Annotated in this window: 22 protein-coding genes; 10 read left to right on the top strand and 12 right to left on the bottom strand. The window is 36.6% G+C overall.

The genetic code is table 11. The features are described from left to right. Window positions 1–116: 116 nt before the first annotated feature. The gene (locus CSC79_RS19140; RefSeq protein WP_099297630.1) at window positions 117–1,493 is read right to left on the bottom strand and encodes a TIGR03503 family protein; all 1,377 of its coding nucleotides are present in this window, start codon (window positions 1,491–1,493) and stop codon (window positions 117–119) included. An 8-nt stretch (window positions 1,494–1,501) separates the two neighbouring features. Beyond that, window positions 1,502–2,215, bottom strand: coding sequence for a DNA polymerase III subunit epsilon (gene dnaQ / locus CSC79_RS19135; RefSeq protein WP_099297628.1), 714 nt, complete (start codon window positions 2,213–2,215; stop codon window positions 1,502–1,504). A gap of 68 nt (window positions 2,216–2,283) precedes the next feature. Between dnaQ and rnhA the strand changes: the two genes are divergently transcribed. Both rnhA and CSC79_RS19125 read left to right on the top strand, forming a co-directional pair. After that, a complete protein-coding gene (gene rnhA / locus CSC79_RS19130) occupies window positions 2,284–2,751 on the top strand; it encodes a ribonuclease HI (protein WP_099297627.1) in 468 nt (155 codons plus the stop codon). Between the two features lie 90 nt (window positions 2,752–2,841). Continuing rightward, window positions 2,842–3,696 (top strand): MBL fold metallo-hydrolase, encoded by an 855-nt coding sequence (locus CSC79_RS19125; RefSeq protein ID WP_099297626.1) that lies wholly within the window; start codon window positions 2,842–2,844, stop codon window positions 3,694–3,696. Here CSC79_RS19125 and CSC79_RS19120 read toward each other — a convergent pair. Then, a complete protein-coding gene (locus tag CSC79_RS19120) occupies window positions 3,667–4,425 on the bottom strand; it encodes a class I SAM-dependent methyltransferase (RefSeq protein ID WP_099297624.1) in 759 nt (252 codons plus the stop codon). The genes CSC79_RS19125 and CSC79_RS19120 overlap by 30 nt on opposite strands. A 52-nt stretch (window positions 4,426–4,477) precedes the next feature. Here CSC79_RS19120 and gloB point away from each other — a divergent pair, with 52 nt between their 5' ends. Continuing rightward, window positions 4,478–5,263, top strand: coding sequence for a hydroxyacylglutathione hydrolase (gene gloB / locus CSC79_RS19115; protein ID WP_099297622.1), 786 nt, complete (start codon window positions 4,478–4,480; stop codon window positions 5,261–5,263). 137 nt (window positions 5,264–5,400) lie between these two features. After that, window positions 5,401–6,996 (top strand): LysM peptidoglycan-binding domain-containing protein, encoded by a 1,596-nt coding sequence (locus CSC79_RS19110; RefSeq protein ID WP_099297620.1) that lies wholly within the window; start codon window positions 5,401–5,403, stop codon window positions 6,994–6,996. A gap of 49 nt (window positions 6,997–7,045) precedes the next feature. Here the strand turns inward: CSC79_RS19110 and CSC79_RS19105 are convergent, their stop codons facing one another. From CSC79_RS19105 to CSC79_RS19095, 3 genes are read right to left on the bottom strand one after another with little or no spacing between them, the layout of a single operon-like run. Beyond that, entirely contained in the window at window positions 7,046–7,495 is a 450-nt protein-coding gene (locus tag CSC79_RS19105) for a flavodoxin (RefSeq protein WP_099297618.1), read from the bottom strand. Next, the gene (gene truC / locus CSC79_RS19100) at window positions 7,495–8,259 is read right to left on the bottom strand and encodes a tRNA pseudouridine(65) synthase TruC (protein ID WP_099297616.1); all 765 of its coding nucleotides are present in this window, start codon (window positions 8,257–8,259) and stop codon (window positions 7,495–7,497) included. Before truC ends, CSC79_RS19105 begins: the two co-directional genes overlap by 1 nt. Next, window positions 8,252–8,572, bottom strand: a complete 321-nt coding sequence (locus CSC79_RS19095; RefSeq protein ID WP_099297614.1) for a YqcC family protein — start codon at window positions 8,570–8,572, stop codon at window positions 8,252–8,254. Before CSC79_RS19095 ends, truC begins: the two co-directional genes overlap by 8 nt. A 365-nt stretch (window positions 8,573–8,937) precedes the next feature. Here CSC79_RS19095 and CSC79_RS19090 point away from each other — a divergent pair, with 365 nt between their 5' ends. After that, on the top strand, window positions 8,938–9,966 hold the full coding sequence (locus tag CSC79_RS19090; protein ID WP_099297612.1) for a DUF3549 family protein: 1,029 nt from the start codon (window positions 8,938–8,940) through the stop codon (window positions 9,964–9,966). A 1-nt stretch (window position 9,967) separates the two neighbouring features. Continuing rightward, a complete protein-coding gene (locus tag CSC79_RS19085) occupies window positions 9,968–10,267 on the top strand; it encodes a DUF3301 domain-containing protein (protein WP_099297610.1) in 300 nt (99 codons plus the stop codon). A gap of 720 nt (window positions 10,268–10,987) precedes the next feature. Here the strand turns inward: CSC79_RS19085 and CSC79_RS19075 are convergent. The 6 genes from CSC79_RS19075 to CSC79_RS19050 all read right to left on the bottom strand — a co-directional run bounded on the left by CSC79_RS19075 (window position 10,988) and on the right by CSC79_RS19050 (window position 18,756). Beyond that, window positions 10,988–11,755, bottom strand: a complete 768-nt coding sequence (locus CSC79_RS19075; protein WP_099297606.1) for an FRG domain-containing protein — start codon at window positions 11,753–11,755, stop codon at window positions 10,988–10,990. A gap of 71 nt (window positions 11,756–11,826) precedes the next feature. Continuing rightward, window positions 11,827–15,057, bottom strand: coding sequence for an AAA family ATPase (locus CSC79_RS19070; RefSeq protein ID WP_099297604.1), 3,231 nt, complete (start codon window positions 15,055–15,057; stop codon window positions 11,827–11,829). Continuing rightward, window positions 15,054–15,608: an ABC-three component system middle component 1 gene (locus CSC79_RS19065; RefSeq protein ID WP_099297602.1), complete on the bottom strand. Its 555-nt coding sequence runs from the start codon at window positions 15,606–15,608 to the stop codon at window positions 15,054–15,056. Before CSC79_RS19065 ends, CSC79_RS19070 begins: the two co-directional genes overlap by 4 nt. Beyond that, window positions 15,601–16,962 carry an ABC-three component system protein gene (locus tag CSC79_RS19060; protein WP_180270460.1) on the bottom strand — a complete coding sequence of 454 codons (1,362 nt, stop codon included), beginning with the start codon at window positions 16,960–16,962 and terminating at the stop codon, window positions 15,601–15,603. Before CSC79_RS19060 ends, CSC79_RS19065 begins: the two co-directional genes overlap by 8 nt. Then, the gene (locus CSC79_RS19055; protein WP_099297598.1) at window positions 16,959–18,035 is read right to left on the bottom strand and encodes an MBL fold metallo-hydrolase; all 1,077 of its coding nucleotides are present in this window, start codon (window positions 18,033–18,035) and stop codon (window positions 16,959–16,961) included. Before CSC79_RS19055 ends, CSC79_RS19060 begins: the two co-directional genes overlap by 4 nt. Before the next feature lie 241 nt (window positions 18,036–18,276). Continuing rightward, window positions 18,277–18,756, bottom strand: a complete 480-nt coding sequence (locus tag CSC79_RS19050; RefSeq protein WP_099297596.1) for a hypothetical protein — start codon at window positions 18,754–18,756, stop codon at window positions 18,277–18,279. Between the two features lie 1,015 nt (window positions 18,757–19,771). Here CSC79_RS19050 and CSC79_RS19040 point away from each other — a divergent pair. The 4 genes from CSC79_RS19040 to CSC79_RS19025 all read left to right on the top strand — a co-directional run bounded on the left by CSC79_RS19040 (window position 19,772) and on the right by CSC79_RS19025 (window position 25,091). Next, the gene (locus CSC79_RS19040) at window positions 19,772–21,769 is read left to right on the top strand and encodes a Mu transposase C-terminal domain-containing protein (protein ID WP_099297592.1); all 1,998 of its coding nucleotides are present in this window, start codon (window positions 19,772–19,774) and stop codon (window positions 21,767–21,769) included. After that, window positions 21,769–22,647, top strand: a complete 879-nt coding sequence (locus CSC79_RS19035) for an AAA family ATPase (RefSeq protein ID WP_099297590.1) — start codon at window positions 21,769–21,771, stop codon at window positions 22,645–22,647. Before CSC79_RS19040 ends, CSC79_RS19035 begins: the two co-directional genes overlap by 1 nt. Further along, window positions 22,647–23,615, top strand: a complete 969-nt coding sequence (locus CSC79_RS19030; protein ID WP_099297588.1) for a TniQ family protein — start codon at window positions 22,647–22,649, stop codon at window positions 23,613–23,615. The genes CSC79_RS19035 and CSC79_RS19030 overlap by 1 nt, the downstream gene beginning before the upstream one ends. A gap of 678 nt (window positions 23,616–24,293) precedes the next feature. After that, complete coding sequence (locus CSC79_RS19025; RefSeq protein ID WP_237114070.1) at window positions 24,294–25,091, top strand: hypothetical protein; 798 nt, start codon at window positions 24,294–24,296, stop codon at window positions 25,089–25,091. Window positions 25,092–25,909: the final 818 nt, after the last annotated feature.

Genomic DNA, 25,909 nt, shown 5'->3' with positions numbered 1-25,909 from the left:
AACTGAACTACCACTCCGCATTTTCGTTTGCTGCTTAGGTCTCCCTTTGCAGCGGCGTGAATAATACGAATCAGCCCCTACTTCGTCAAGGGCTTTTTTGTTTTTTTACAGGTTTTTTAGTCATCTGACATCGAAAGGTTTAAAATTTCACCTGATTTGTCATTTTTTGAGCCGTTTTTGTCAACTTCATTTTTTTCATCATTTGCTGCGTCATCATCGGGTGCTGCTTTTTTCTTCAAAAAGGGAATGCTTATTTTTGGTATAATTGATTTTTTCTGCACAAAAAACCGAATAGCTAGCCAGCCAATAAGTAAAACCAATAGATTACCACCAATAATAAGGCTGACGAACAAAACTGTAGACATCGACTCAGCTTCTTTTTTAACTCGCGCGATCTCTTTTATTTCGGCTTCGGTTAGCACAGGCTCAGGTAGTTCAGGAACAATTTCAATGGGCCTTTCAATTTCAAAGCGATAGGTTGGTAAAGTTGCCATAAACTCTCTACCATTAATGTTTGTACCAAAAACAGATAGCTCGACACTATAGCGACCCCAATCATAGTTTTTAATAATAAGCTCTCTAGTAAGCGAACTCGTACCTTCAATATTAAACATTTGCTCTTCATTGTTTGGGTAATAAATTTTACCCTGTATGAGCACTGTTTCGGGTTTTACCACTTCTGGGTCTAAGGAAACTGTTAAAACATGCTCAAGGGTATCATCTTCTGCTAAAGCGATGTCGAAACTAAAAGGAGGCTCTTTAACTTCTAAAATATCTTGAACAACGGTGCGCTTTAGTAACGGTGTTTCGATATAAAGCTCTGGTTGCCACTGACCCGCCGGAAACGCCAGTTTGAATTCACCGGTAAATATGCCATCTTTAGGGCGTTCGTCAAAACCACGTCCATTATCTCTAAATTGTGCAACACTGTGCGTACCTGCACCAAAATTAGCATAATCACTGTTGTTAGTACTGATAAAATCAACGTGAAGGCTTACTACATCACGGAACATTCCAACGCCAATTGGCTCACCATCATTTAAAATTTGACCAGTCACTTTAACTGTCTCCCCTCTAAAAAGAAGAGGCGGTAATGGTTCAACTTTTAAGTCAATATCACCAATCACCACAATGCGGCTATCAGGCAAAATACTGCCTACAACCTGCCAAGGCCCAGGCGTTGGTTCACGAATGGTTATTAAGTCATAGCTTATTTCATCAAACCAATCTACATTCGGTTCTTTTATTGCAGACGTTGCATAAAGCTTACTGCCATCAGGTTGCACTAGCACCACAGCTGGTGTACCGGGCTTGCGAAAGAATAAAAGATTTATTTCTTCCACTTTATAGTCAATCCGAAAGCGATTATTTAATAAAGGCACTTCGTTCTGTTGGCCATCACGCTTGAGCAATGTAATTTTGTCATCACTTTGCGCGCTCAGTGTAAGCGGTACAATAAATACCACCAGCAATATAAATAAATAATGTTTCATTGTGGCCCTTATTCAGCGCGCCATAAGCATTGACCGCCAGCGTCTTGAACGATATCTAGTCGTGCTTGATGAGCTGTCTGTTCTTCATCATTAGCTAAAAGTACTTTTAATGGTGCCCGCTCTAAGCTTAGTCGACGTATCGCTTTTTGTTGTTGCTCATTACCTTGGTTTTTATTCTGATTTAAGTTGAGCTTAACTTGGCCACCGGTCATGGCTAAGTAAACGTCTGCTAATATTTCAGAATCCAGTAGAGCGCCGTGTAACGTTCGCTTAGTGTTATCAACGTCATAACGACGGCACAATGCATCAAGGTTATTCTTCTGACCAGGATGCAAGTCACGCGCCATTTTAAGGGTGTCGAGAACTTGACAGTAATCGTGGGTATTTGGGTAACCTTGGTTAAGCAGTGCAAACTCGTTGTCCATGTGACCGACGTCAAACGGGGCGTTATGAATAACAAGCTCAGCCCCTTTAATATAATCAAAAAACTCTTGCGCTATTTGATGATATAAAGGTTTATCACGTAAAAACTCATTGGTAATACCGTGAACATCAATTGCTTCTTCTTCAATGCTTCGTTGCGGATTGATATAGACATGAAAATTATTGCCAGTTAAACGGCGGTTTATTAATTCCACGCACCCGATTTCAATAATTCGGTGCCCTTGTTTAGGGTCGATGCCGGTGGTTTCTGTATCTAAAACTATTTGTCTACGCTGCATATCGAACTTAGCCTGATTCTGGTATCTTTCTATAATCACTTTATTGTACATAATATCAAGGTAAAACAGTGCAAAAAACCGTAGAGATTTATACTGATGGCTCCTGTTTAGGTAATCCAGGTCCCGGCGGGTATGGTATTTTCATGCTTTATAACGGTCATGAAAAAGAAATGAGCCAAGGCTATACACTCACCACAAACAATCGCATGGAAATGCTGGCGGCCATTGTAGCGCTTGAAAGTTTGACCCGTCCTTGCGAGATAAATCTTACGACCGATAGCCAATATGTAAAGCAAGGTATTGAGTCTTGGGTTGCAAACTGGAAAAAGCGTGGTTGGAAAACCTCAGCGAAAAAACCGGTGAAAAATGTCGACCTATGGAAACGCCTTGATGAAGCCTGTAATAGACACACAATAACGTGGAAGTGGGTTAAGGGTCATAGTGGTAACAAATACAATGAAATAGTCGATGATCTCGCACGTGACGCTGCGGGCAGTAAAAACCTACTCGTAGATGAAGGCTATCAGCCAGAATAACCACTGCATAGTGTTCAATTTGTCGCAAACCATTTTACAATTCTGTTATATGTTATAAGATTTAGCTATATAATATATCGGAGTTGTAAAATGCCCATTGCTGTAAAGTCTTTCTTTCATAAACAAAGCGCAACATTTACCTATTTAGTGAGCTGTTTAGACACTCACAGCGCAATGCTCATTGACCCACCCGCAGACTTTGACGCGCCCAGTGCAACACTTACTTTTACCACAGCAAACCAAATCATTGACTATGTTAAAACTCATAAACTCACTCTTGAGTGGATTTTAGAAACACATGCCCATGCAGATCATATAACTGCCGCAAGTTATATTAAACAACAGCTTAAAACTGAGCATCCGTGTAAACTAGGTACCGGTAAAGGCATAACGCAAGTACAGGCTTATTTTAGTCGATTGTATCACCTTGATATGCCATGTGATGGTTCACCATTTGATAGATTGTTTAATGATGGGGAGTGCTTCAAGTTAGGCAATACTCATTTTGATGTGGTATCTACCCCCGGGCATACGCCTGATAGCGTAAGCTATTTAATTGAAGGAAATCTTTTTGTTGGGGATACCTTCTTTATGCCTGATAGTGGTACTGCACGCTGTGACTTCCCTGGCGGTAGCGCAAAAGAACTTTACGCGTCCTTACAAAAAGTATTAGCCCTGCCAGATAATACTATTATGTGGATGTGTCACGACTATCAACCTTATGGCCGCGAGCTGGCAAATAAAACCACTGTGCAAGAGCAACGTTTAACAAATGTTCATTTACAACAGTCAGAGCATTCATACATAGAAACAAGAGAAAAACGAGATGCCACCCTTAGCTCACCACAATTATTGCACCCAGCAATACAAATGAATATTCGAGCAGGTCAACTACCCCACCCGACACGATCATTGTTAACAATCCCGCTTACGGTGCTGCTTTGAGGTTTGCCTAAGACCAGCGCCTTTTACAGGTGAAAACTGTGGCCTAGCGTGCCATTTGGGTTTTATTGGAGTTAGCGGTGCTACCCGTTTTCTTGCCACGAGCATATAGACACTGCCCATAGGCTTTAAGTATTGCTTTGTAAAGCGTCGCCATGGAGCAAAACGGGAAAGACGCGTACCTCGAGCCAGTGATGAGAAAATAAAGCGTTCGTCACTTACTAATTCAAAACCAAGTAAATGCAACCAATCTTTCACCCGTGCTGGTGTAAAAAACCGGCCAGTCCAAGGCAACTTTTGTCGACTAAATGGCAGTAACTGTGCCAGTCCACATAGGCTAAACGGATTAAAGCCGGTGATCACCATATAACCACCCGGTAACAAGGTTCTATGTACTTCACGAAGAATATGATGAGGGTCTGAATGGTATTCTAAGCAATGACTTAATATACATGCATCAACACTGTGTTCATAAAATGGTAGCTCATCAATATCAGCAACAACCCCCGTATGAGGACCAGACTCAGCCACGCATACTTGGTGTTTAATGGTACTGGCGCTAGTATTAAGCTCTCCGCTTAGGTTACCCAGCTTTAACATGTGATAGCCAAACATACGTGGTAGCCATTTTGCCATTTTACGCTCAATATCAGAACGCAAGTAGTCGCCATGAGGAAATTCATACCACGACAATGGCTTGGGTCCTTCTTGAAAACTAAGGGCTGGTTTCATCTGCTAAGCTCGTTATACTGTTCAATATGATCACTTTATAGAGCAATGTTAAATGGTGCAAGTCAAAGCAATCAAAGCCTTTTCAGATAACTACATTTGGTGTATTACACACGATGAAAACCAACTCGCTTGGGTCGTAGACCCAGGTCAAGCTGTCCCTGTCATGACTCATTTGAGTCAACATGGCTTAACACTCGCTGGTATATTAATAACTCACCATCATTATGATCATACCGATGGCGTGGCTGCCTTGTGTAAAGCATTTGAAGGCATCAAAGTATATGGCCCAAGCAACAGTCCGTTTAAAGAGATAACAAATACACTAAATGAAGGCGACACTATCACAGTGTTTGATACTGAGTTTGCTGTCATCCATACCCCAGGTCATACGCTAGATCACATTTGTTATTTAAACTCTGCCTTAGCATTTACCGGTGACACCTTATTTAGCGGGGGCTGCGGGCGTTTATTTGAAGGTAGCGCAGAGCAAATGCAGCACTCTTTTGATAAATTAAAACAGCTGCCAGAGACGTGTAAAATATATTGTACCCATGAATACACACAAGCAAATTTAGCATTTGCTCTAACAGTTGAGCCTACTAATGCTGACTTAATTGAGTATGCACAGTGGGTAGATACAAAACGCAAGAATGATGAAATTACCTTACCTAGCAGCATCGCTTTAGAGCGTAAAATAAACCCTTTTATGCGCAGTGATATCTCAGGTATTAGTCAAAATATCCCTATTGAATATCAGTATAAATCAGAAAACACATTACAAAATAATGAACCTTGGCAAAACTTTGCAGGTCTTAGAGCCTGGAAAGACCACTTCTAAAATTATAACCCGATAATAATTAGTTTATTATCGGGTTATAAACATCACTATTGCAGTTTTTAGGTGGTCATAAAGTGGCAATGTTGGCTCATAACGGGTAGTATTCGCCGAGTTTTTTACCTGATGTATTGGTATTTATGAAAAAATCCCCACTCGTTTTAGGCTTAGCTTTAGTGCTAAGTGGTTGTCAAACATTAACTTCAACACATTCTAATAACAAAACAGATAGCATCAATGCTAATCAGTCTGTTGAGCTATTTGATGGCGCAAGCCCAAGCGAAATCAATGATGCATTAATGCTAAATGCGCAATACGTTCAAGTGAATGAACTTGATGATGCTTCCCCTATTTTTGATGATGTGTGGGAAAGAATTCGCTATCAATTATCAATCGAAGTACCGCAAAACCGCCCGGTTGTTACCGAGCGTAATTATTATGCTCGCCATCAATCTTATCTCGATAGAATTTCCAAACGTGCTGAGCCATATTTACATTTTATTGTAGAAGAAGTTGAAAAACGCGAAATGCCAATTGAAATAGCGCTTCTACCTATTGTAGAAAGTGCATTTGATCCATTTGGTTATTCACACCGCAGTGCCTCGGGTATTTGGCAATTTATGCCGCAAACAGGTGAACGCTTTGATCTTAAACAAAACTGGTGGTATGACGGTCGCCGAGATATTGTCCAGTCAACTCGTGCAGCACTTGATTACTTGTCTTATTTGCATAAGACACTAGAAGGCGATTGGCTTAATGCAATTGCAGCATATAACTCTGGTGAAGGACGTTTACTTCGGGCGATTAGAAAAAACCGCAAAAAGCATTTACCTACCGATTTTTGGTCACTTGATTTACCCAAAGAAACCACGGCGTATGTGCCTAAGCTATTAGCCCTTTCTGACTTACTTAAACGTCAAGAAGAGTTCGGTTTAAAGTGGAACCCAATTATTAATGCACAAGTGGTAGAAACTGTCGATATCGGCTCTCAAATTGACTTAGCCTTAGCGGCAGAAATGGCACAAATTAGTTTAACTGAACTTTATCGTTTAAACCCAGGTTTTAACCGCTGGGCAACAGACCCTGAAGGGCCTCATTTTTTATTAATACCATCAGATAAAGTTGAAAACTTCCAACAGCAGCTTGCCAAAACAGACATTAAAGAGCGCCTTCGTTGGCAACAATATAAGGTGGCCAATGGGGATAGCTTATCAGTGATTGCCGATAAGTTTTCAACCAGCGTGAGTGCCATAAAATCCCTAAACAAATTAAACACAACCACTATTCGAGTTGGTCAGCAACTTTTAGTGCCGCTCAGTGACGGCGCTATTAAAAGCCAACACCTACCACATAAAATGCGCCTCGCGGTTAATAAAACGACAGAACAAAAAGTGTTTCATAAAGTCAAAAGTGGCGATACATTGTGGGATATTAGTCGCGAGTATGATGTCACCATTGCTGAGCTGGCTAAATGGAATAAGCTTAATAAAAGCAGTGTATTACGGTTAGGTCAAAAACTCACAGTTTATAAAACGAGTAGTAATAAGCAAACAGCTTTAATCAGCACCAACCGAACAATTACTTATAAAGTACGTCGCGGTGATTCGCTTGCGCGTATTGCCTCTAAGTTTGATTTATCGGTGAGCGATATTATTAAGTGGAATAATTTGGCAGGTCAAAAGTACTTGCAACCAGGGCAAAAACTAAAACTTAAAGTGGATGTAAAAAGTACTTAGTATTTAATGTAACATAATAATAAAGAGCGCTAATACGCTCTTTTTTTATTTACTTAGGTAATTTTGTCAACCACTGCTTTAACCAAGGCTCTGTTACGGGCCAAGGTTCAAAGTCCTCACTGGCATCTATTTCTAAGCGATGACCTACTGGCTTTGCTTGTAAATCACGAAATAACTCATCAAAGCTTCGACCAGCAGCGCAAAACGTATCACCATAGCTTCTATCACCCATAGCAACAATACCGTAAGGTGTACCAGCAAGCATGGGGAATTGGCTATTTAGCTCGCTATAAAGCGAGAGTAAGTTATCTGGTATCTCACCTTTACCGGTAGTCGAGGTGATCACTAAAATATGACTTGCTACTTTAACGTCTTCTACTGTGGGTGAAGTGATAAGTCTTGCTTGATGGTTTGATTGCTCAATCACTTCGATAATCTCATCACTCAAACGTTCAGCGCCACCGTAAACACTGCCGACAAATATGCTAATCGTTGCCATTAATAATCCTTTTCTTGATTGGGCCAGCCAAGTTGATTGCAAATGCTCAGCATCGCTCCACCCAGTGGCGCTTTTATTTTTACAGCTTGCTTTGTATAAGGGTGCACAAAGTGAAGCTCAGTTGCAAATAACATTAACCGGCGCAGTGTAAAATGCTCCCGAAAAAACTGGTTATGTTGATTATCCCCGTGGTTAACATCACCAATAATAGGTAAAGATAAGTGCTTTAAATGTCGACGGATCTGATGTTTTCGCCCCGTTTTAGGAAAACATTCAACTAACGAATAGCGTACTGTTGGGTACTTACCTATTGGAATTGGTAACGCAGCTTGGTGCAAACAGTTAAACTGCGTCTGTGCCTCTTGCGGTGCCTTATCTTGATCAGCAAACTTATCAGCAATCTTATCCAATTCTTCTTTCAATGGCTTATCTAAAAAAACTGAATCAGGTGCAAAACCACGAACTAAAGCTAAGTAACGTTTTGATATTTGATTATCAATAAACAATTGATTTATGTCGCGAGCAGCTTCTGAGCTCAACGCAAATAACAGAACACCAGAGGTAGGCCTGTCTAACCGATGAACAGGAAAGACATGTTGTCCTATTTGATCGCGCAACATTTGCATAGCAAATTGCGTTTCATGTTTGTCTAAAAAAGAACGATGCACAAGCAACCCTGAAGGTTTATTTATCGCAATATAGTCTTCATCTTGGTATAAAACTTCAAGTTCACCAAACGCTGCTGGCTCTGGTCGTTCAATCATTTTCTGTTCCAAAAAGGTTATCAATTTCTTTCAATAATTCAATTATTTCGTCACCGCCCGTAGATTTTGGCAGCATTATCTCTGCCATTGGCGCAATTGACATATTACTCGGTAAAGGCTGCTGTTGCTCAATTAGCAATGACATTTTCTTTATGAATACAAATTGCAACCATTGCTCAAAGGCCATGGTATCGTGGCAAAAGGGGACTGTAGAATTTAATGCGTAATTATCAATAGGCTCATTTTGCCAAAGTTGATACTGCTTTAATAAATCTTCAAGTTGCGCCAGATAACCCTGAATTACGTGTACCATTATACCCCCTTTATATATACCCAAGCCACCTCAAGATGCAGAATTCAGCGTTTCACAGGGGCTTAATATCAAGGCGTTACTTTGCAAGAATGGCGGTCCCTTTTAAGAAGTAACAACGATGAGAGTAAGTGCCTGTGAAACGCCCAACGGGTTGGTTTAAAAGCGATTTATACTGCGTTATTGATTTTAACAAGGGAACAACCATTATTTGTAATCAATGCCTTGCCTAAAGCGCTTTTAATCCCAACTGAAACTCGCATCTTGAGGTGGCTTGGGTATAAACCGACAGATTATACCCTGTTCCCTCATAAGCGGCTATGGCGTATAATTATTAGCATATTGCAGTATAAAATTTAGAGAAGATAATGACTGAGCAAATAGCGACTTTAGGGCAGCTTCTTGATGGAGCTGGCACACAATGGCGTGCTTTTGATATTGGCAGACGCATAACAAAAATTGATAAAAAACAATTCGATGCAATTGAGCGAGCCCAGATCCCCTATCCATATCCGCTTGCAGGACACGCATGGATCGCTATTCAATTTTGGGATAGCTCCGCCAGTAAAGAACCTTACGTATGGTTTTTGAAGTTTCCTGTTGATGAGCAAAGTAAACTAGTCTGTGCAAGTCGCGACCATTTTGCAAACATGGTTATAGAAGCACTTGGCAATGACCTTACTGGTGAACAAGCTGATGGTAAACTTGATAATAACCCCTATGTTTTTACGCCTAATGCTAATAAACTTGCGGCATTCAACTCTCTTCTAAAGACATTACTAAAGCAGCCTGCGTCGCAATACTATGAATATGCGCAACTGTATTTTAGTGCAAAGCTCGGCTTTGATAACTGGCAAAGTGTGGCTCTACAAGGTATTGCTGATTATGCGTTGCGCTTAGAAAATGATAGTAACTTAATTAATTTGATAGATGCGTGGGGTCAACTCCCTGTCGAAGTAGTACAACCTCTCAGTGCTATGCTTGAACATGTTAATATTCCCGTAGGCCTGACTGAACAGCTTTCTCAACACGCCAAAAACGCAATTAACGAACATGATTCTTTAGCCCTAGTATGCGCACTGCGCGCCATGTCGAACTCTCAAGCACAAGGGCTGACAGGACAAATCGTTGATTACGTGTTAGCAAGCAAACTAGCCACAGATTCAGATGTGCTATTAACCGTTGCAGGGCGTTGTTATTCTTTATTAGAAGACCCGCAAAGACTACATATATTTATGGATAACTGTGCGCATCATAAAGAAATTGATACACTGTTCCCAAGTATTTTTGCTGATCTAGTTGCAATTCCAACAATTCGACCTCATCTATTAGGTCTATTACGAAAAGAAAACCGCAGCGAAACTCTCGCTCGCGCAATTGGAAGGTTATTCTCTTAAAATGGCAAGTTTGTGGACATTCATCCTTATAGGCAGTGTAATTTACCTGTTTTGGCTAAACCGAAAAGTGGCAGAAGCTGCTAATGCGCATGCCAAGCGTCAAAGTGAACAACTGCAAGTACAACTGATGAGTGTCGCATGCACCAAGCGTCGGTTTGGTATTTTAAAGAGTGGCAAGCCAGGGATAAAAAGTGAATTCATGTTTGAATTTTCAAGCGATGGACAAAGCGTGTACCAAGGTGTTTTATTTATGGAAAATGAAATGCTGAAGAGTGTTGTTGTGCCACCGCACAAAATATGAGAACCGCTTTAGGGCCGAACTAACTTGAACTGTTTTATCTACTGAAAAAACTAAGGCGTAACATGTAGTTACGCCCCAATCTGACTTCATCCATAATAAGGCATCCATACCTACGCCGAAGCTACCTTTTTAATCATCCCCTGAACGGGTATACATCCTAAATACACCCTCACACTGCATCAATGCAATATCCAACACATCCTAGTGTTATCCACTTGCCATCTTGGCCTATCCTACGCTTCCAAGCGCTCCTATTACTTCCTGTAATATAATCCTTTGTGTCATCCTTATCATTAGCTCCGCTAATGTACTGCATCCTGGCAGTGTCCTCGTTCTTCCTTGTCATCCATGTAAGCTTGTCCATTTGGCTTCTTGCCTAGCTTCATGCTTATTTGCCGTAATCCATTTCCTTGGCATCAGCTCAATCGTTGAGTCTGTATCGTCTTGATGTGTTAAATTCTAATAGAATCCTAAAATACTAATAGCAGCAAATAAGAATTATTTTATTGCAACATTTATGAAACAAATGCTATTTTAAATAAAATCAATTACTTATTAATTATATATCGTATTTTTAGCAACATAAACTGACAATACTCACACTATTGTAAGACATATCTCACACGGTAACGTCCATTACCGACAGCACTTTCTTACGCATGGTATCTATCATTCGATATGAGATTCTTATTCAGTGAAGTATCAGTAAACATTTGTATTCTATACAGGCGGAGGGGTTACAGGTGGTGGTATAGGTAACTGTTTCTGTATATTATTAAAATGAACCTCTTTAAGGTATGAGCATAGACCATCAAAGTCTGGAAACATTGTCATATCATTAATTCCCATAAGATTTAATTCCTTCATAACTCTACCCCGTTCATTAGCTGGCATATCAAACTTCCAAAGTAATTCGCGATTTGCTGCTCTAGCATTAGTTAAGATAAAACTTTCCAGATCAGCAACATTAGTCGATGTAGTTACACCCATTTGTCTAGACATTCTTGGGTTATCCGTAACAAAAGGAACGAAATCACTTAAGAATTCTGTTTTTCCCAATAAGTCATTTTGGCTGGGGAACATCTTTACCCAAAGATCAATATCTAGAATATAGATCGATACTTTGTGATCAGGCTCTGAAGAAACTGGCACTCCTTTAAACGCAAAGAAAGCAGCAACATATGGTGAAAGAGTCCAGTCTAATAAAGGAGTTGGGAATCCATGATGTTGAAGCTTTGCCAATAAATGACCAAATTCTTGACTATCTGATAAATTAATAGGCTTATTGAAACTTGAAATTTGGTAATTTACATCTTTCATAATACTGGTCAAATAGTGATGCATTGTTATATTTTTCCCAACAATATTTCGGTGATAAGTAGTTGCCAGTTTCCAAGTATGATTACTTTGTCCCCTGAAATAATATTTTTTCCCTAAGTTGATATGACTTCCAACCCAAGTTTTAAAATCATCCCAATTGTTACGCATATACAGCTATTCCTTTATTAATAACAACATTTCCGCTAACGACTTTTAAATTGAGAAACTTAGTAGAGAATCTAAATGGTACTTTTTTGATAGCTTCTTAAAAGTGGCTCTTCAATCACTTTCCCGAAGCTCTCCAAACGTAAATATTTCGATTTGAATAAGCCCGTAGGAATTTTTCTTTTTAGAAGCTCATAAAAATTCTCATCATGAGTCGAAATAATGATTTGCTTACCAAAGTTGACTACTAAATTTCTCAATAAATCTATTAAACTCAAAACATTAATAGAGTCCATTGATTGAATTGGGTCGTCAATAAAAATACAATCAACATTCTCCCCATTATCATCTTTTGTTGTTAATGCTCTTGCCAAAAAGATGCTTAAGCTTAGTACATTAATTTGAGCCGAGCTGAACGTTAGATTAGGTGCAGACTTTTTATTCTTTTCTGGATCAAAAGCAAAAATGTTTAGTTCTCCTCTAGATTTATCAATAAGTTTGCACTCAAAGTGTATCTCTCTAAAATCAGGGTGAGGTTCTATAGACTGGTATAGCTGATTAATTAATTTTGTATTAAAAAATTCATTGGCTTTTTTTTGTATATATTTATTTATACTTTCTAAATCCTTCTCTAAAGGCGCTGAAAGATTTTTGTGTTTCCCTAAATCCTTCTCTAAATTATAAAGATCTGCTTTTAATGACTCTACCTTGCTAAATTTCAATGCTTGTTCAGCCATGCTGAACAATATACGACAGTTACTCAGATGTGAATTGTAAAGGCTTCCCTCATTCTTAAGCGCTTCTTTTTTATGCATTAAGTCATGAGTTGCTTTTTCCAAACTATGTAAATCCTTAGGTGGATCAATAGAAAAAGTTTTGAATACAACTAGATATTTCGAAAAATCATGTCGCTTTGACTCTAATTTTTCTCTATACAATTTAATAGAGGATTCAACTGAAGATAATGTATCAGGGTAGTCTAAATCTAATAAATCGAAATTAGCCTTCAATGTCTTATTAAGGTCAATGATACTCTCAAGTAACTCTTCTTTTATATTGATTTCTTTCTGAATTAATATTTTCAACTCACCAGCATTTAAATCTGTGTTTACCCCAAACTCTTCAAAAATATTTGATAAATCTTCAAATTGAGTTTTATCTTCCTCAATGACATTCAATTTTTGATATTCGTTAGATAACTTTTTATTTAAATCTGATAACTCAATATTTAGTAAATGTAGCTTTTCTAAAAGCTCTTTCTTTTGTTCATCTATTTCTGATATTAACTGGTTACAGTTTTTTATCTTAAAGTCCAATGTCTTATTGAATTCTTGCTTGCTACTAAATTCAGTTTTTAACTTCAGACCACTTAGCTGCTCATTCCAAGACTTTATACTGCTTTCTTTATTTGTAAGTAAAGCATTATCTGATTCGACTAAACCAGTAAAGTTTGAAGCTTTTTCTTTTATTTCATTCAACAATTGATCTTTTTGATTGCGATATTGATTCTCGCAATTTAAAAGTTGTTCTCTTAATTGTGTTACTTCAAAGAAGGACTTGTCATAGAATACTCTCAATGACTTTTGATGCTGATTTAATTCATCGTTTGAGAGTAAAGAGTTTTGGAGGTGCTCAAAACTTGAATATTGATGATTACAGACGGGACAATCCGTTTGCTTAGATTTATTTATAATTTCAGAAGCTTGATTTACCAACTTTGCAATTAGGCTTGATTGAATTTCCGTCTTTTCTATTTCCTTCTTAAAATTTGTTAATTCATTCTCCTTTAATTTAATATCTTCATTAAGTTTTTTATACCTTTGATAAAGGTGATTCAACATCACTGATACAGCCTTACACTTTTCAGCCCACTCAAATTTAATGTAAATACTTTTGTTGATATCAAAACCTTCTACATCATTGATATTAAGCTCCAACTCCTTAAGAACCAACTTGTTAGTATTAATCCTTTCAATCACTTCCCTCGTTTCCGATCTATCTATAGATATGTTTTGTTCAAGCAACTCTATATCGGCAAAGTATTTCTCAGATTCATTCTTACTAGTAATTAAATCCGAAAGCTGCTCATTTAATTTACTGTAGCTAAAGTTGCACTCTGAAAGAGTTTTATTGACTGAACTTGATTCTTTCTTTTTTACCTCTAAGCTTTTATTCAGCTTATCTATGAATGATTTAACGTCAATTATTTCTCTTTTTACTTTCAAGTATGGTTGTATTTGCCCTAATGCTTTTCTCTTTATATCCAGATCATTATTTGCAACAGAAATTAACCCATGATTCTCCCTAATCCTCTGATTTAAAACTTCCTTTTCTTCTACTTTATTGAATAATATTTTGGCATTATTAAAACGATTAGTCAGTATATTAAGTTCTTCTAAATATTCGCTAATAACATCCCTATTACTCAAAAACTCATCTGATAACTTTAACTTATAATTAATACTTGAGTTTATATGTTCTTTTAACTTTTCTTGTAAAACTAAAATATCATTTGTTAAAGCCTCGTAGTCATTTTGACTAAAAGGGTTGGAGAACTTTTTTATTTGATATAGGTCTAAAGAGTTCAAGTCCTCTATTATTTCATTAACTTCAGTGAAAGGAGAATTAAAGCCATCTAATTCATCCACCTCTTTCGTTTTAATACTTATCTTATCTTTTATTTTAGAAATAGCTTTATCAATGTAGTTACATTGCTTCCTAATAATTTCACGCTGAGAAAAATAACTTGATAACTTGCCGTCTGAATTATTTATAAACTCTTCAAATCGCTCTTGAGGGTTACTTTCTCTCAGAAATGCATCAATTGCCTCTTGTGAAAGTAGAACTCTTTGCATAAAGTTAGTTTTTGGGGTTGGATCGTTTGTAGGTTTTTGCCTATTTGATAAATAATCAGCTTTTTGATTGCCCTTTGGTTTTTTTACTTCATTATCATAGGTTTTTTTTGTAGTAACTACACTTAGCCTTGTAGGTAGAGATGTATCAAACTCTGACTCATAATCGTCTGCATCTTTATTTCTTAAAACGTACCTACTACCTGTTTCAAGGTTTTGATAAGCATTATTTTTAGCTCTGCTACCTCTAACATATCTTGATACATTATTTGTTACTGCATAATCAACAGCGTCATAAAAACTCGTTTTACCAAACCCATTAGGTGCATATAATGAAATAAAATCAGCTATCTCTTTTTTATCTAGACCTTTTTCTATTTCAAAATCAAAGAAACCATCACCTGATAATAAATAAGACTTAAAAGCTTGAATTGAAACATTTTTTATTTTCATTTTTGCTCCATGTGTAAATTTTCCTTGAGCCAAAACTCGTAAAACTCATCTCCAATAGGTTCATCAATTGAAGTATCGTCATAATTTTTAATTAATTCTTCACCAACTTTTGAAAGCTTAATACTGTCATCACTCGTCTCAAGCTCTGTCAGTTCTACATGGGATAAGAGAATTTTATTATTTAAATAAGTTTCTAAGTCTTGTTCATTTAAAAGTTCTGTTGGTGTATTAAAAACTATCTTCCTTGCTGCAAATTTATCGTTTTCAATTTTAAATCTAGTTGCTTTTGTAATAGGTTCTGAACAAGAAAATAGAATGTATAAATTCCTTTTCTCAAAGTTTGAACTGTCGGCTACTAAGTTACTAGTAACAACAAAACTCACCCATTGAAGCCAATTTTGTGCTAAATTATCATAGCCTTCAAAGTGACAATATATCGCTTTTAATTTATTACCTGTTTGACCAACTTCTAGATATTTAACAACAGAATTATCAAACTCCTTCTCTATTGAGCTAAGTTCCTTATTGACAATTCTAAAAAGATTAAGCATTTTTCAACTCCGATTTTGGAATGTAATTTGAATACTTATCACTTAAAAAAGCTATAGCAGCATTTGAGTCTAGATCTCTAAGTTCAAATTCGTTATCTAGAAAACATTTACGGTGCAACTTAGCAAGGTGAACAACTTTTACTTCACCAGTTAAAATAGGGGATTTCTCCACTACATCAATTAAATATGGATGCTCCTCAATAGCTGAGGAAATATTATGTTGAAAATGTGAGAAGCACCTCGTATCCAAAACTGGTTCATCAGGAAGATCTTCAGCCCCTATTAATACCAGTAAAGCAATACCATCTTTTTTTAATTGGGAAAGATCAGTATAAAGTATATAGTGCGTGAATCTCCTCCAACTTTCTTTCGAATTAATAAATATTAATCTTACTGATTCGAAAAGGTTATTCAGTTCCAAAATACCAAGCTTTCTTTCTTCTGATTTATCAACTAAGTGCTTCAAAGTAATCAATTCTAATAATGCAACCCATAAATGCTCACTTTCCAACTCATCTTTTCCTCGACGTGGAATTTGAAGTGAGCCTTTTAACTCATTGATTATTTCTTCTGGTCTAGTAATACCTTTACTAATATATGATTGTGCGATTTGGCCTAATTTAGCTTTTGCCTTTATCAGGTTTGTAGGGTCAATACTGTTAAAATTAAAAATCTTACCTTTAACAGCTGCAATATTGTGCATATGAGGTGCTGATATTGATGGCAAGTCATTTTCACATAATAAATTCATGAAAAGTTTAATAGGCAAACCAGCAATATGTTGATGATGAGCTTCTCCATCTGCCATTCGATTCTCTATCGCTGCAAGGTATATTTCACTTTCTCGAATACGGAATATCCCTCCACCTGAGTATCCTTCAATTTCTTGAAGCTCTCCAAATGACTCATTCCTAAACTCGTAGAAGAGTTGCTCTCTGCGATGAACTTTTAAAGCTAATGATTTAATTTCGTCTGCTAACGTTTTTTCTTGTTCTTCTGCATAACCAGGGAACCCCCATAGATAAAGTTCTTCACCCAGTTCAAGCTCATTTTTACAGACATTTATCATCCCAACTGATTGGGTTGAAACCTTTAAAATAGCAACATCTTTATCATTACAATAATAACGTTCTAAAACTAAGACCTCATCACTAGCAACTTCACCTTGAGCTACTAGCTTTCTTACAGTTATTTTATCAGCAGTGAGAACAGGTTTATCATTACCTTCACTCTCTTGAATGCAATGCTTCGCTGTGAATACATAACTAAAGTTGCCGGAAGATGGTTGCATAACCACGCCACTACCATGATTTACTTTTACAGTATGTCGTTGGATTATCTCTTCTTCACTCATTTCAGTTCGAATTGCTCCAAACATGGAATACAAGACGCCCCCAAATCTTCTAGTATTTTTAAATCTTCATTTGAAAATACTTTTTTCTTAATGATATCTTCATAATTGAAATAAAAATTGGACTCAGGTCTATGCTTCAAAATTCTTGCAAAGGTTCTTTTATTCGGGAGATTGAACCTTCTAGTATTTGATGAAATGATAAAGTTATCGCAAGATACCATTGATAAGAATTTAGGACCTGTATTGAACTTACTACCATGATGAGACAGCTTTATATAGTCCACATTAATTGGGTTGCTTTCAGAATACCCTAAATTTTCTAGCTGCTCTTCTACGACTGAGCTATACGCATCACCTAAAAAGATTAAATTTCCATAGTTCGACTCAAGAAGAAAAGCAATTGAGCTGCCATTATGAACAGATGTGTCTTCAATGAACTCCTCATCTTCATTCAGCATTTCTTGCAAAGGAGTTTGATAATCTCCTTTTAGTCCTCCTGTTAAAGTTTTAGCTTTTTCCTTTTGCCATTTACAATATAGCCTTTTTAGGTTTGATTCATTAGGGGAAAGTATGGTGATCTTCACACCAAACATCACGAAAACATCCCCACTTTTTATAAGACCCTTATCCCAAATTTCTAGCCGTTCTAAATGCTCTTCCAAAGTTATAGCTTGCCGAACACTTGTATGTCCAGAGATATTTTTTGACCGTACTTTTTCTAAGAAAACTCTTTTCGAACTATCTTCTTTTAGATCTAAATGCTGAGAGATTACTTGTGATGAGTTGAACCAGACGGCCTGAGTAAGGTTAGTTAAAGAACCATTTTTCTTGAAACCTTGGAGCAACCCTGCAATGTGATCATCATCTATGTGTGTTAATATTAATAAATCAATTTTTTCACCAACATAAGAAATCTTTTCCAACTCCTTTAGCAACGGCCCTTTTACTCTTCCCCTTCTGAAAGTTCCACTAGTGCCACCATCAATGAGAATATTCTTATTATTTCCATTGTAATTAACAGTTATGATTATGCAATCACCGTGCTCGGCTTTAAGAATTTTAAACTTCAACAAAAAGTGACTTCCTTTTAATTAATAAACCAGTTCAACCATGAACAAAAAAATGCTATTGAACTTCTAAATTGTTGTAATGCTCTAATTTCATGGTGTCTTTTATACTATTGAGCCTATCAAAACATATAGTGGTTTCAAAGCTACGAAAAGCCACCATTCTATAAAAAGTAAAAAACCAACAATATCAACACCTTATAAAAATAGAAATAGTTAACCGACACCATGCCTAGACTTGATTTATCTACCTTAGGCGACCCATGATCAAATTATCTGTCAGATTGTCCATCCTTTCTTGTTGAGTGAGGCGCTTCTTAAATGAGTTCTCTAAGATATATAGAGGTTTTAGGTCAGAACGCTGTGTACCAAACTTTTCATCTAAATTAATTCGGTTGCACGCATTGCGTAATGCAAACTCTACAAACATCGGCCTTGTAAAATTATGAAAATGACAAATAGCATCCATTTTTTCAACAAACTCATTTGTCATTCTTATAGACTCTTCAGCTTTAGCGAGTTTTTGCCTCTGCTTTTCAAGGTACTTTAAGGCGGCAGGTGTATTTGTAGGCAACCCTCTCTCTGATTTTATATAATCGATTTCAAACTCAATAAAGAAACATGCCCAGATATCTTTCTTGAGTCCCAATTCATCGCATACTTTCTTAAATTGCTCTGTAATATCGCGATTTATTAAGAATTTTCTAGATGTTTTTTTTATTTCCATTTTCAATCTACGTCATTTGACGTAGCCGTATATTTTTAAAAAAAAATTCCACTTTTCTTTGGAAATAACCTCATTAAATTTAAATGTCGGCGGTGACTTTCAGCCAAATTAGTAATTAATGGGCAAAACTAAGGAATTTTTCAGCCAAAAACATAGTAACTTAAAACATAACTCAAATGTACCATCTTGATTATAAAGATTTTTAAAACCCAAATAGCGCAAAAAACAAACAACCCTTCAAGTAAACTTCGAAGCCTTTACTTAACTATATTTACAAACCTAAAATACTCTAAAGAGCAAGTAAACAAAGGCTTTCAGGGCCATTCTAATATTTGCAGTTTTTCAAAGCACAATCTTTAATTATAGCTAAGAATTATTTTTAGCCATAAAAATTGATGTGGATGTTGAGGTGAAAAATGAAAGGCAAAACAAAAACAACTAAGCATCGATCCAAATTTACGATCAACTTTTACAGTCATTTAAATAACTGCCATATGTGGTGCGAATCGTTCTTAGAAATGAACTATGCACTTACGCTTTAGTTCGATGAAGCAGTTAAATCCTATGCAACTCAGCCGGAATATTTCAACGTATATGGTAAGCGTTATACACCTGACTTTTTAGTCGAATATAAATCCGGATATTCTGATTACGTTGAAGTAAAGCATACATCTTTCATTGATGATGACTTTTTCAGCCGCCATGATTTAAGAAAAGAAGTGATTTATCAGCATAACCGTAATGAATTAATGTTGGTAAGCGAACTAGATCTAGACTCAAAGATTATTTCTAATTACGAACTTTTAAAACCTTATAAGCAGATTGATGTTGGATTTATTATTCCTCTTCTGGATAGCCTGCCTAAGAAGCTAACATTAAAAAGGCTTGAGTCTCACATTTCTAAACATCCCAACAGCACAAGGGCACATGTTTGGGCGCTCATTGCACACCAATTCTTTGACTTTGATGCTCGTTTTAATCTTGGCCCCAACACATTATTAATGAGGAGGCTAGGATGATTCATAACCCAATCGTTGGAGATACTTATTTCGATGAAAATAGAGAAGCGTTTAATCTTATTTTCTTCGACAGTGACGAAGCAATACTCAAACCTTTAGGACAAAGAACCTCACGTGTAAGCTTGCCGATACCAAGAGATGAATTTGAACAGCAAGTTGAAAGCGGGTATTTCAGGCCAGAATTTAACTTAAAACATGACATCGACGCATTAACGGAAGACCAAAAAAAGGAAGTTAAGAAAAGAGAGCCTTACTTAATTGAGCTTCAAGCATTGGTAGATGCAGGCCACAGTCCAACGTCTCCCAAGACAATGAAACTACTTAAATCAAATGTACATGACAAGTTTCATATCGGCATACACAAGCACGGTAACTCTAGCATTGCTCGTTGGTGGAAAGAATATAAAGATGCCGATTATAAACTCAAAAAGTCAGTTTCCCCTAGGAAACGTCAACCGAAAAGGACAGATACTGCTAGCGAGAACTTTTTAAATCAATTTTTTGTAGATACTTGGGTCAAAGGTTCTACAGCTAATATTTCTGCTGGCTATGATGCATATAAAAAAGCAGTTGAAGCTATTCAGAATCAAAATGATGCAATTATGCTACTGAGTGCCTCAACTTTTCAACGAAGAGTAGATTCGTTAAATAAGTTTAACATCATCTTCAACTCAGGTAACTATGCCGAAATAAAGCGAGCTTTAAGAACACTTAGTAAAAGAATCAAAACTTCATATGTCATGGAACGAGTTGAGATGGACAGAATGTCATTAAACTTATGCTTAATTGATGAAGATGGGCAACCAACAGATAGTGTTGATATCTATATAGTGATTGACTGCCATTCAAGATACCCTTTAAGCGTTACCTATGAGCTAGGCTGTGCTGAAGATACCATAGGTGTTGTGAACTCTTTTAAGCGTATTTTTTATAGAACTAGCGAAAGCCTAAATGCTTTTGGTGTAGCCAACAAAGTAATTGTAGATAATGGCCCAGGTTATAAATCAGCAGCGTTCAGAAATGTAGTTCAACGCTTAGGCTGTGATTTAATCAAAGCCCCATCTAATGAACCTTGGAAAAAACCATTTGTCGAAAGCTTTATTGGTACGTTACGAAGTGAATTTTTCGAAGGCGGAAAATTTGAAGGGCCTGATGGAAAAATTATAATTGGCTTGCCTGGCTTCAAAGGTAAGAGAACTTCTAAAAACTCTTCTCCAATATCTAGTGACAACTTAAAAAAAGCTGCGGCAATTAATGTAGAGGAGTTTTCTCAACTCTTACATGATTACCTTGTAGAATATGTGAATCAACCCCATTCGAGTCTCAACGGAAAGACCCCCCAACAAGTGTGGGATGAGTCTGTAAATCAAAAACCTCTAGTCCCTGTTAATAAAGCTCTCGTTGAAGCGGCCTGCCACTATAAGGAGGAAACACCGAAGTTGCAGCATCGTGGAACAGTTCGAGTTGATCATCAGTTTTTTTACTCTGAAGAACTTCATAGATGTGCTCGATTGGCAAAAAAACTAAATCCTAACCAAGATATGAGTGTGGTTGTTAAATATGACCCTGATGACGCTCGGTGGGTAACTGTTATAGCTGATTTTGATTGCTATGAAACAAAGCAGATTTTTGAAAAAGTTGAGAATAGAGATTTAATTGACGAACAGCTTGAAGCTCCCGTTTCTTTTGAAGAGTTAAATGAAAATAAAGCGTCTGTGAAACGTCGTGATATCAGTACCTTGAAGATAAGCCAAATAATAAAACAAACTACAAGACCTCGCCGTGATAGCAAAGAGGTCGAGAGTGTTAAGAAGAATGCTTCTAAAAACTTATCTGTAGCAGAACGAATTAAACAGAGTAATAAACAGTATACAAAAATGCCTAAAAGCACCCAAAGAGCCAAAGATAAAGAGGAGGACAAAAATTCTAAAAACAAACGTAAGCGGAAAAATTCATTACGCGACGATAGACAAACTGAAATGTGGCCTGTCTGATGTTTTCACACCCATCGCTTTTAAAGTGCACTTGTTTAATTGAACAAGTTCATAATCAACAGTTCGATAAAGGTTATGGGCTTCTCATCACTGGGTTGAGTGGCACTGGTAAAACTTTTTTAGCAAAGTATTATCAGAGTCAATTTAAAGTACGTAAAACTCCTGAATTAACAATTCACCCTGTCATCTATGTGAAGTTATCAGAAACGAGAACGGCGACAGATCTCTTACTTCAAATAATTAAAAGCTTTACTAATGTATTAGGCAGAAGTTCTAATAAAGCCTTTGTTGTTCAAGATAGGCTATCAGCATTACTCATAGCACACCAAGTCGAACTTATTATTATTGATGAAGTGCAAGAATGCTTGACCGATATCGACGGTATTACCAGCCAAAGAATGGCTAAACAAATTGCAGCCTTAATCGATAACAACCCACAGGTAGGGATTGTATTGTTCGGTACTCCTGTTGCTGGCAGACTGCTACAGCTTAAATATGGTAAATCAAAAGAACGACTTCGAGGCGAAGAACAACTTTCGAGAAGGTTCTTATCTGAACAATCCCTTACAATAATACCTTCCCGCTGCGATTGCTGGCTAAATTGCTGTAACTATGCTGCCGAAACCTTTAAGTTTTCGACGTTTTCACGCAATGATTTAGCTCTTTTAAATCGACTTCATGTAGCTACGGAAGGGAAAATTGGACTGCTTCTAAAGCTATTTTCAATTGCCTCATTTAGCTCAGGAGAAACAAATATTGAAAGGTTTGAAAGTGCATATCTCACTGGAATCAATTCATCAGCCTATAACCCATTTGATGAAGATGTTTTCAGCGATACACACGTATTAGATATCCTCGATATACGTGAGTTTAGTTAATGTTATCCGTTATTCCAAAACAAATAGATGACGAAAGCCTTATAGGCTACATACTTAGGCTCACAGCTCGTAATGGGTTTCAGATCCCGCTTGATTGGATTAGTGAGGCTCAGTTAAAAGCATCTATCAACTATACATTAAGCGCTAAACAAGTTAATGCCCTAAACGATTTTTTTCCTTTAACTCAAAGTCTAGGCAGTTTAAGCACTCGCAGACACTCCGTTTTGTTTCACAACTATCACACCGAAACCCCCAGAGTTTGCCCTATTTGTATAAGACATACTGGTTACATCAAAGAAGAATGGCGATATATAGGCAACCTTAAATGCCCAATCCATGGTGTTGGGTTAATTGATTTTTGTCATTTATGTAGCCATAAACTAGAGTGGTCAATCACGTTACTTAAGGGTATTTGCACTAACGAAATGTGTGGCTGCTTTCTAAAATCAGAGCCATTGAATAATGTTATAGAGTGTTTGTTTATTGACGAAATCTGTGACTGCCTTTTAGCAGACTTTGTGTACTCTCAGCCATACAACACCTATTGGCCTAATTTATCACACCCAGACTGCGAAAAATTACTTGCAGCCACGAGCAATGGCTATGATTTACTAAATGGTAACTTCAAAAGGTGGATAGAATTATATGATGCACAGAACAACCCGTTTAATGCTTTACCATTTAAGTACAAATACTTTCCACTTTTCCATCTTGCTCATAGTCTAGAAAATGAATGGTTTTTCAGTGAACAATTGAAAAACCTAACTACATCTACAGAATCACCATCCAAGCAATCAGTTAACGTAGGTAGCTATGTGGTAACAGCCGACAGCGCAATGACGATACTTGGCCTATCAAAAGATGAAATCATGAACTTTTCGCCTGAAGCCAAAAACAAAAAAGTAATTCCAAGTAGGATGAGAATAAACATTGCACCAATTATTAACGCAACTATGGTGAAGAAATAACACTTTATTATCTTAACTTAATAGTGCTTTTTTCCACTATTATGTCGGTTTTTGTCATTAATAGTGAAAAAAAGCACTATTGTGAAATCATGATTTCTTAAGTTTCAGAATTAAATTTAAGATCAACTAGCAAACCAATATGAACTCAAGTGTTAATCTGTTTTTACGAAAGATGACTCACGGTGATTTTACTATGAGAATAGCAAAGCCTTAGATAGACTTCTTTTAGGCTAAAGCTTCAACTTTAGTAGAAGTGGGTCTAGGCTCCACCTTTCTCTTAATATAATGCCATTAGAATATGATATCGGGATAACCAAATCACTATACAAATAAAATTAAGAAGATTACTTATTGAACTTAAAGTATATTTAAATAACTCACATATATTATGTACAATCTAAATTTGATAATCAGATGGAAGGTTTAGGTATGGATGAAGAATTAAACCAACTTAAAAAGCTAATTGAATCAACGATCATTCAAGAGCGAAATCATATTTTCAAATATACCTCCCCCTTGCTAAGCCCTCAGTCATCACAAGCGAAAACTGTTTTTTTAGAATACGACAGATCTACTAGTAATGACCGACACCATAATTATAACCTTTCTTCTATACCATATGGCGTGTCATGTTTTGAGCTAGAAGAGAGGTACATACCTAGTTTCAATGAGTTCCTAGTGAAGAAGTTAAGATATCACTTCGACCAAAAAAGAAAAGTATATTTAACTGACAGTATCTTACGTCATTTTTCTGTTCATAATGAAGATGGTGACGTTGAAGAAATTACAATTTTGGACATCGATTTCTATGGTGAAACTAACCATGAGATTTTTAGCTATTGGCTTTTGTTTGAACATTTATTCGAACTGGAAGAGCAAATTGCAAGAAGGGTCGAGGTAAAAAACTTCATTGCTATACAGAGTCACTTAAATCTAATTGACGATTATTTTGGTCATCTTATGGGTCGAAAAAACTCATACTTTCCTTTAAAAATGAATAAAGATGAGTTATTTAGTTGGCTTTTAATTGAGATTGAATCATTTAAGCATTTGGTTGAAGAAAAAGCACTTTGGAAGAGCTTAAATAAAGAACCAGAAAAGCATTTTCAACACATATTCGCCGCGGCTCTAAGTAGAGTCAGTGAACTATTTAATGTATGTATGTTAGCAGAGCCACAAATTGGAAACGGATTAGTTGATTTTATATTCTCTCAAGGTAACGACTCAAAAGTATGCGTTGAGCTAAAACTATCAACCAGTTCAAAAGTGCTTGAAGGGTACACCAAGCAGCTTTCCCGATATTTGACTAGTGAAAAAACAGATAAAGGTATTTACGTCGTTATTGACTCTGGCAACTCGAAAAGTTCATACCAAGACTTACTCAATCTAATTGAAGCTGGTAAGAAAACAGGTAAAAGCTATCCTGATATAATACTTATCGATGCTAGTCCCAAACTTAGCCCTAGTCGATTGTAATATTAAAGAAATACCGAAAAATAATACTTGTTTTGAAGTGAGCAATGAGATAACCGAAATTCTACTTTTAGCACGCATATTACTCTCTGATTTAATTGAGTCCTGCTAATCAAATTTTACACCTCAAGTTTAGACTACTTCATATAATACTAATCGATGCTAAACATAACCCTAGTCGATTACAAATTACGATATACAGTAAAGCCCCACTCCTAAAATTTTATTCCGCATCAATTTGCTTATTTAGAGCATATTTGATAATTATAACGCGTTTTTAACGCTAGCTAAATAAAAGTAGCTAGCGTTGCTAATTTTATGAATAAACAGCCAAGTTTCCGAGTATCACTGAAAATGAGATTATTGCTAACATTTCCCACTTCAAATGAAAGAAGTATTAAGTCTGATCCTCTGAGAAGTAACTACAGCAATACCTCTACTGAGTGAGATTCTTATTTCGACTGATTAAAGACACGCATGTTTCTAGGGATACCACTTAGTTAAGTTTTTTAAGTAATTTATTCTGGAAAAACGCAATAATTTGTCAGTTCTAATACCCATTTTTCAATATGACTTTAAAAGTAAAGACTTCACTGCTGAGATAATGACGTGATGCTTTTTATCATGTTAAATCAAAAAGCTATGATGCAATAAATAATTTAATAAGCTTATATTGAATAGAATTAGAGTTTTATCGAAGCCTTAGTCTATTTAGAAGGTTGTATATATTGGCTAATACTGGGCTTGAACCAGTGACCCTCGCCATTTGTTGTAAAAGCGGCGGTGCTCTTTGCTTGATTGGTATATGAAATTTTATATTT

This window comes from Pseudoalteromonas sp. 3D05 (assembly GCF_002723455.1).
Taxonomy (GTDB): domain Bacteria; phylum Pseudomonadota; class Gammaproteobacteria; order Enterobacterales; family Alteromonadaceae; genus Pseudoalteromonas.
This window is presented reverse-complemented; position numbering and strand designations above follow the sequence as displayed.

Excerpts from the sequence above, each read along its gene's own strand:
- CSC79_RS19090 (WP_099297612.1), top strand. The coding sequence starts at position 8,938 with ATGACTGAGCAAATAGCGACTTTAGGGCAGCTTCTTGATGGAGCTGGC.
- CSC79_RS19140 (WP_099297630.1), bottom strand. The coding sequence starts at position 1,493 with ATGAAACATTATTTATTTATATTGCTGGTGGTATTTATTGTACCGCTT.
- CSC79_RS19070 (WP_099297604.1), bottom strand. The coding sequence starts at position 15,057 with ATGAAAATAAAAAATGTTTCAATTCAAGCTTTTAAGTCTTATTTATTA.
- CSC79_RS19095 (WP_099297614.1), bottom strand. The coding sequence starts at position 8,572 with ATGGTACACGTAATTCAGGGTTATCTGGCGCAACTTGAAGATTTATTA.
- truC (WP_099297616.1), bottom strand. The coding sequence starts at position 8,259 with ATGATTGAACGACCAGAGCCAGCAGCGTTTGGTGAACTTGAAGTTTTA.
- CSC79_RS19030 (WP_099297588.1), top strand. The coding sequence starts at position 22,647 with ATGTTATCCGTTATTCCAAAACAAATAGATGACGAAAGCCTTATAGGC.
- CSC79_RS19120 (WP_099297624.1), bottom strand. The coding sequence starts at position 4,425 with ATGAAACCAGCCCTTAGTTTTCAAGAAGGACCCAAGCCATTGTCGTGG.
- CSC79_RS19085 (WP_099297610.1), top strand. The coding sequence starts at position 9,968 with ATGGCAAGTTTGTGGACATTCATCCTTATAGGCAGTGTAATTTACCTG.
- CSC79_RS19110 (WP_099297620.1), top strand. The coding sequence starts at position 5,401 with ATGAAAAAATCCCCACTCGTTTTAGGCTTAGCTTTAGTGCTAAGTGGT.
- CSC79_RS19125 (WP_099297626.1), top strand. The coding sequence starts at position 2,842 with ATGCCCATTGCTGTAAAGTCTTTCTTTCATAAACAAAGCGCAACATTT.
- CSC79_RS19035 (WP_099297590.1), top strand. The coding sequence starts at position 21,769 with ATGTTTTCACACCCATCGCTTTTAAAGTGCACTTGTTTAATTGAACAA.
- CSC79_RS19065 (WP_099297602.1), bottom strand. The coding sequence starts at position 15,608 with ATGCTTAATCTTTTTAGAATTGTCAATAAGGAACTTAGCTCAATAGAG.
- CSC79_RS19050 (WP_099297596.1), bottom strand. The coding sequence starts at position 18,756 with ATGGAAATAAAAAAAACATCTAGAAAATTCTTAATAAATCGCGATATT.
- CSC79_RS19075 (WP_099297606.1), bottom strand. The coding sequence starts at position 11,755 with ATGCGTAACAATTGGGATGATTTTAAAACTTGGGTTGGAAGTCATATC.
- gloB (WP_099297622.1), top strand. The coding sequence starts at position 4,478 with ATGGTGCAAGTCAAAGCAATCAAAGCCTTTTCAGATAACTACATTTGG.
- CSC79_RS19105 (WP_099297618.1), bottom strand. The coding sequence starts at position 7,495 with ATGGCAACGATTAGCATATTTGTCGGCAGTGTTTACGGTGGCGCTGAA.
- dnaQ (WP_099297628.1), bottom strand. The coding sequence starts at position 2,215 with ATGCAGCGTAGACAAATAGTTTTAGATACAGAAACCACCGGCATCGAC.
- CSC79_RS19040 (WP_099297592.1), top strand. The coding sequence starts at position 19,772 with ATGATTCATAACCCAATCGTTGGAGATACTTATTTCGATGAAAATAGA.
- CSC79_RS19060 (WP_180270460.1), bottom strand. The coding sequence starts at position 16,962 with ATGAGTGAAGAAGAGATAATCCAACGACATACTGTAAAAGTAAATCAT.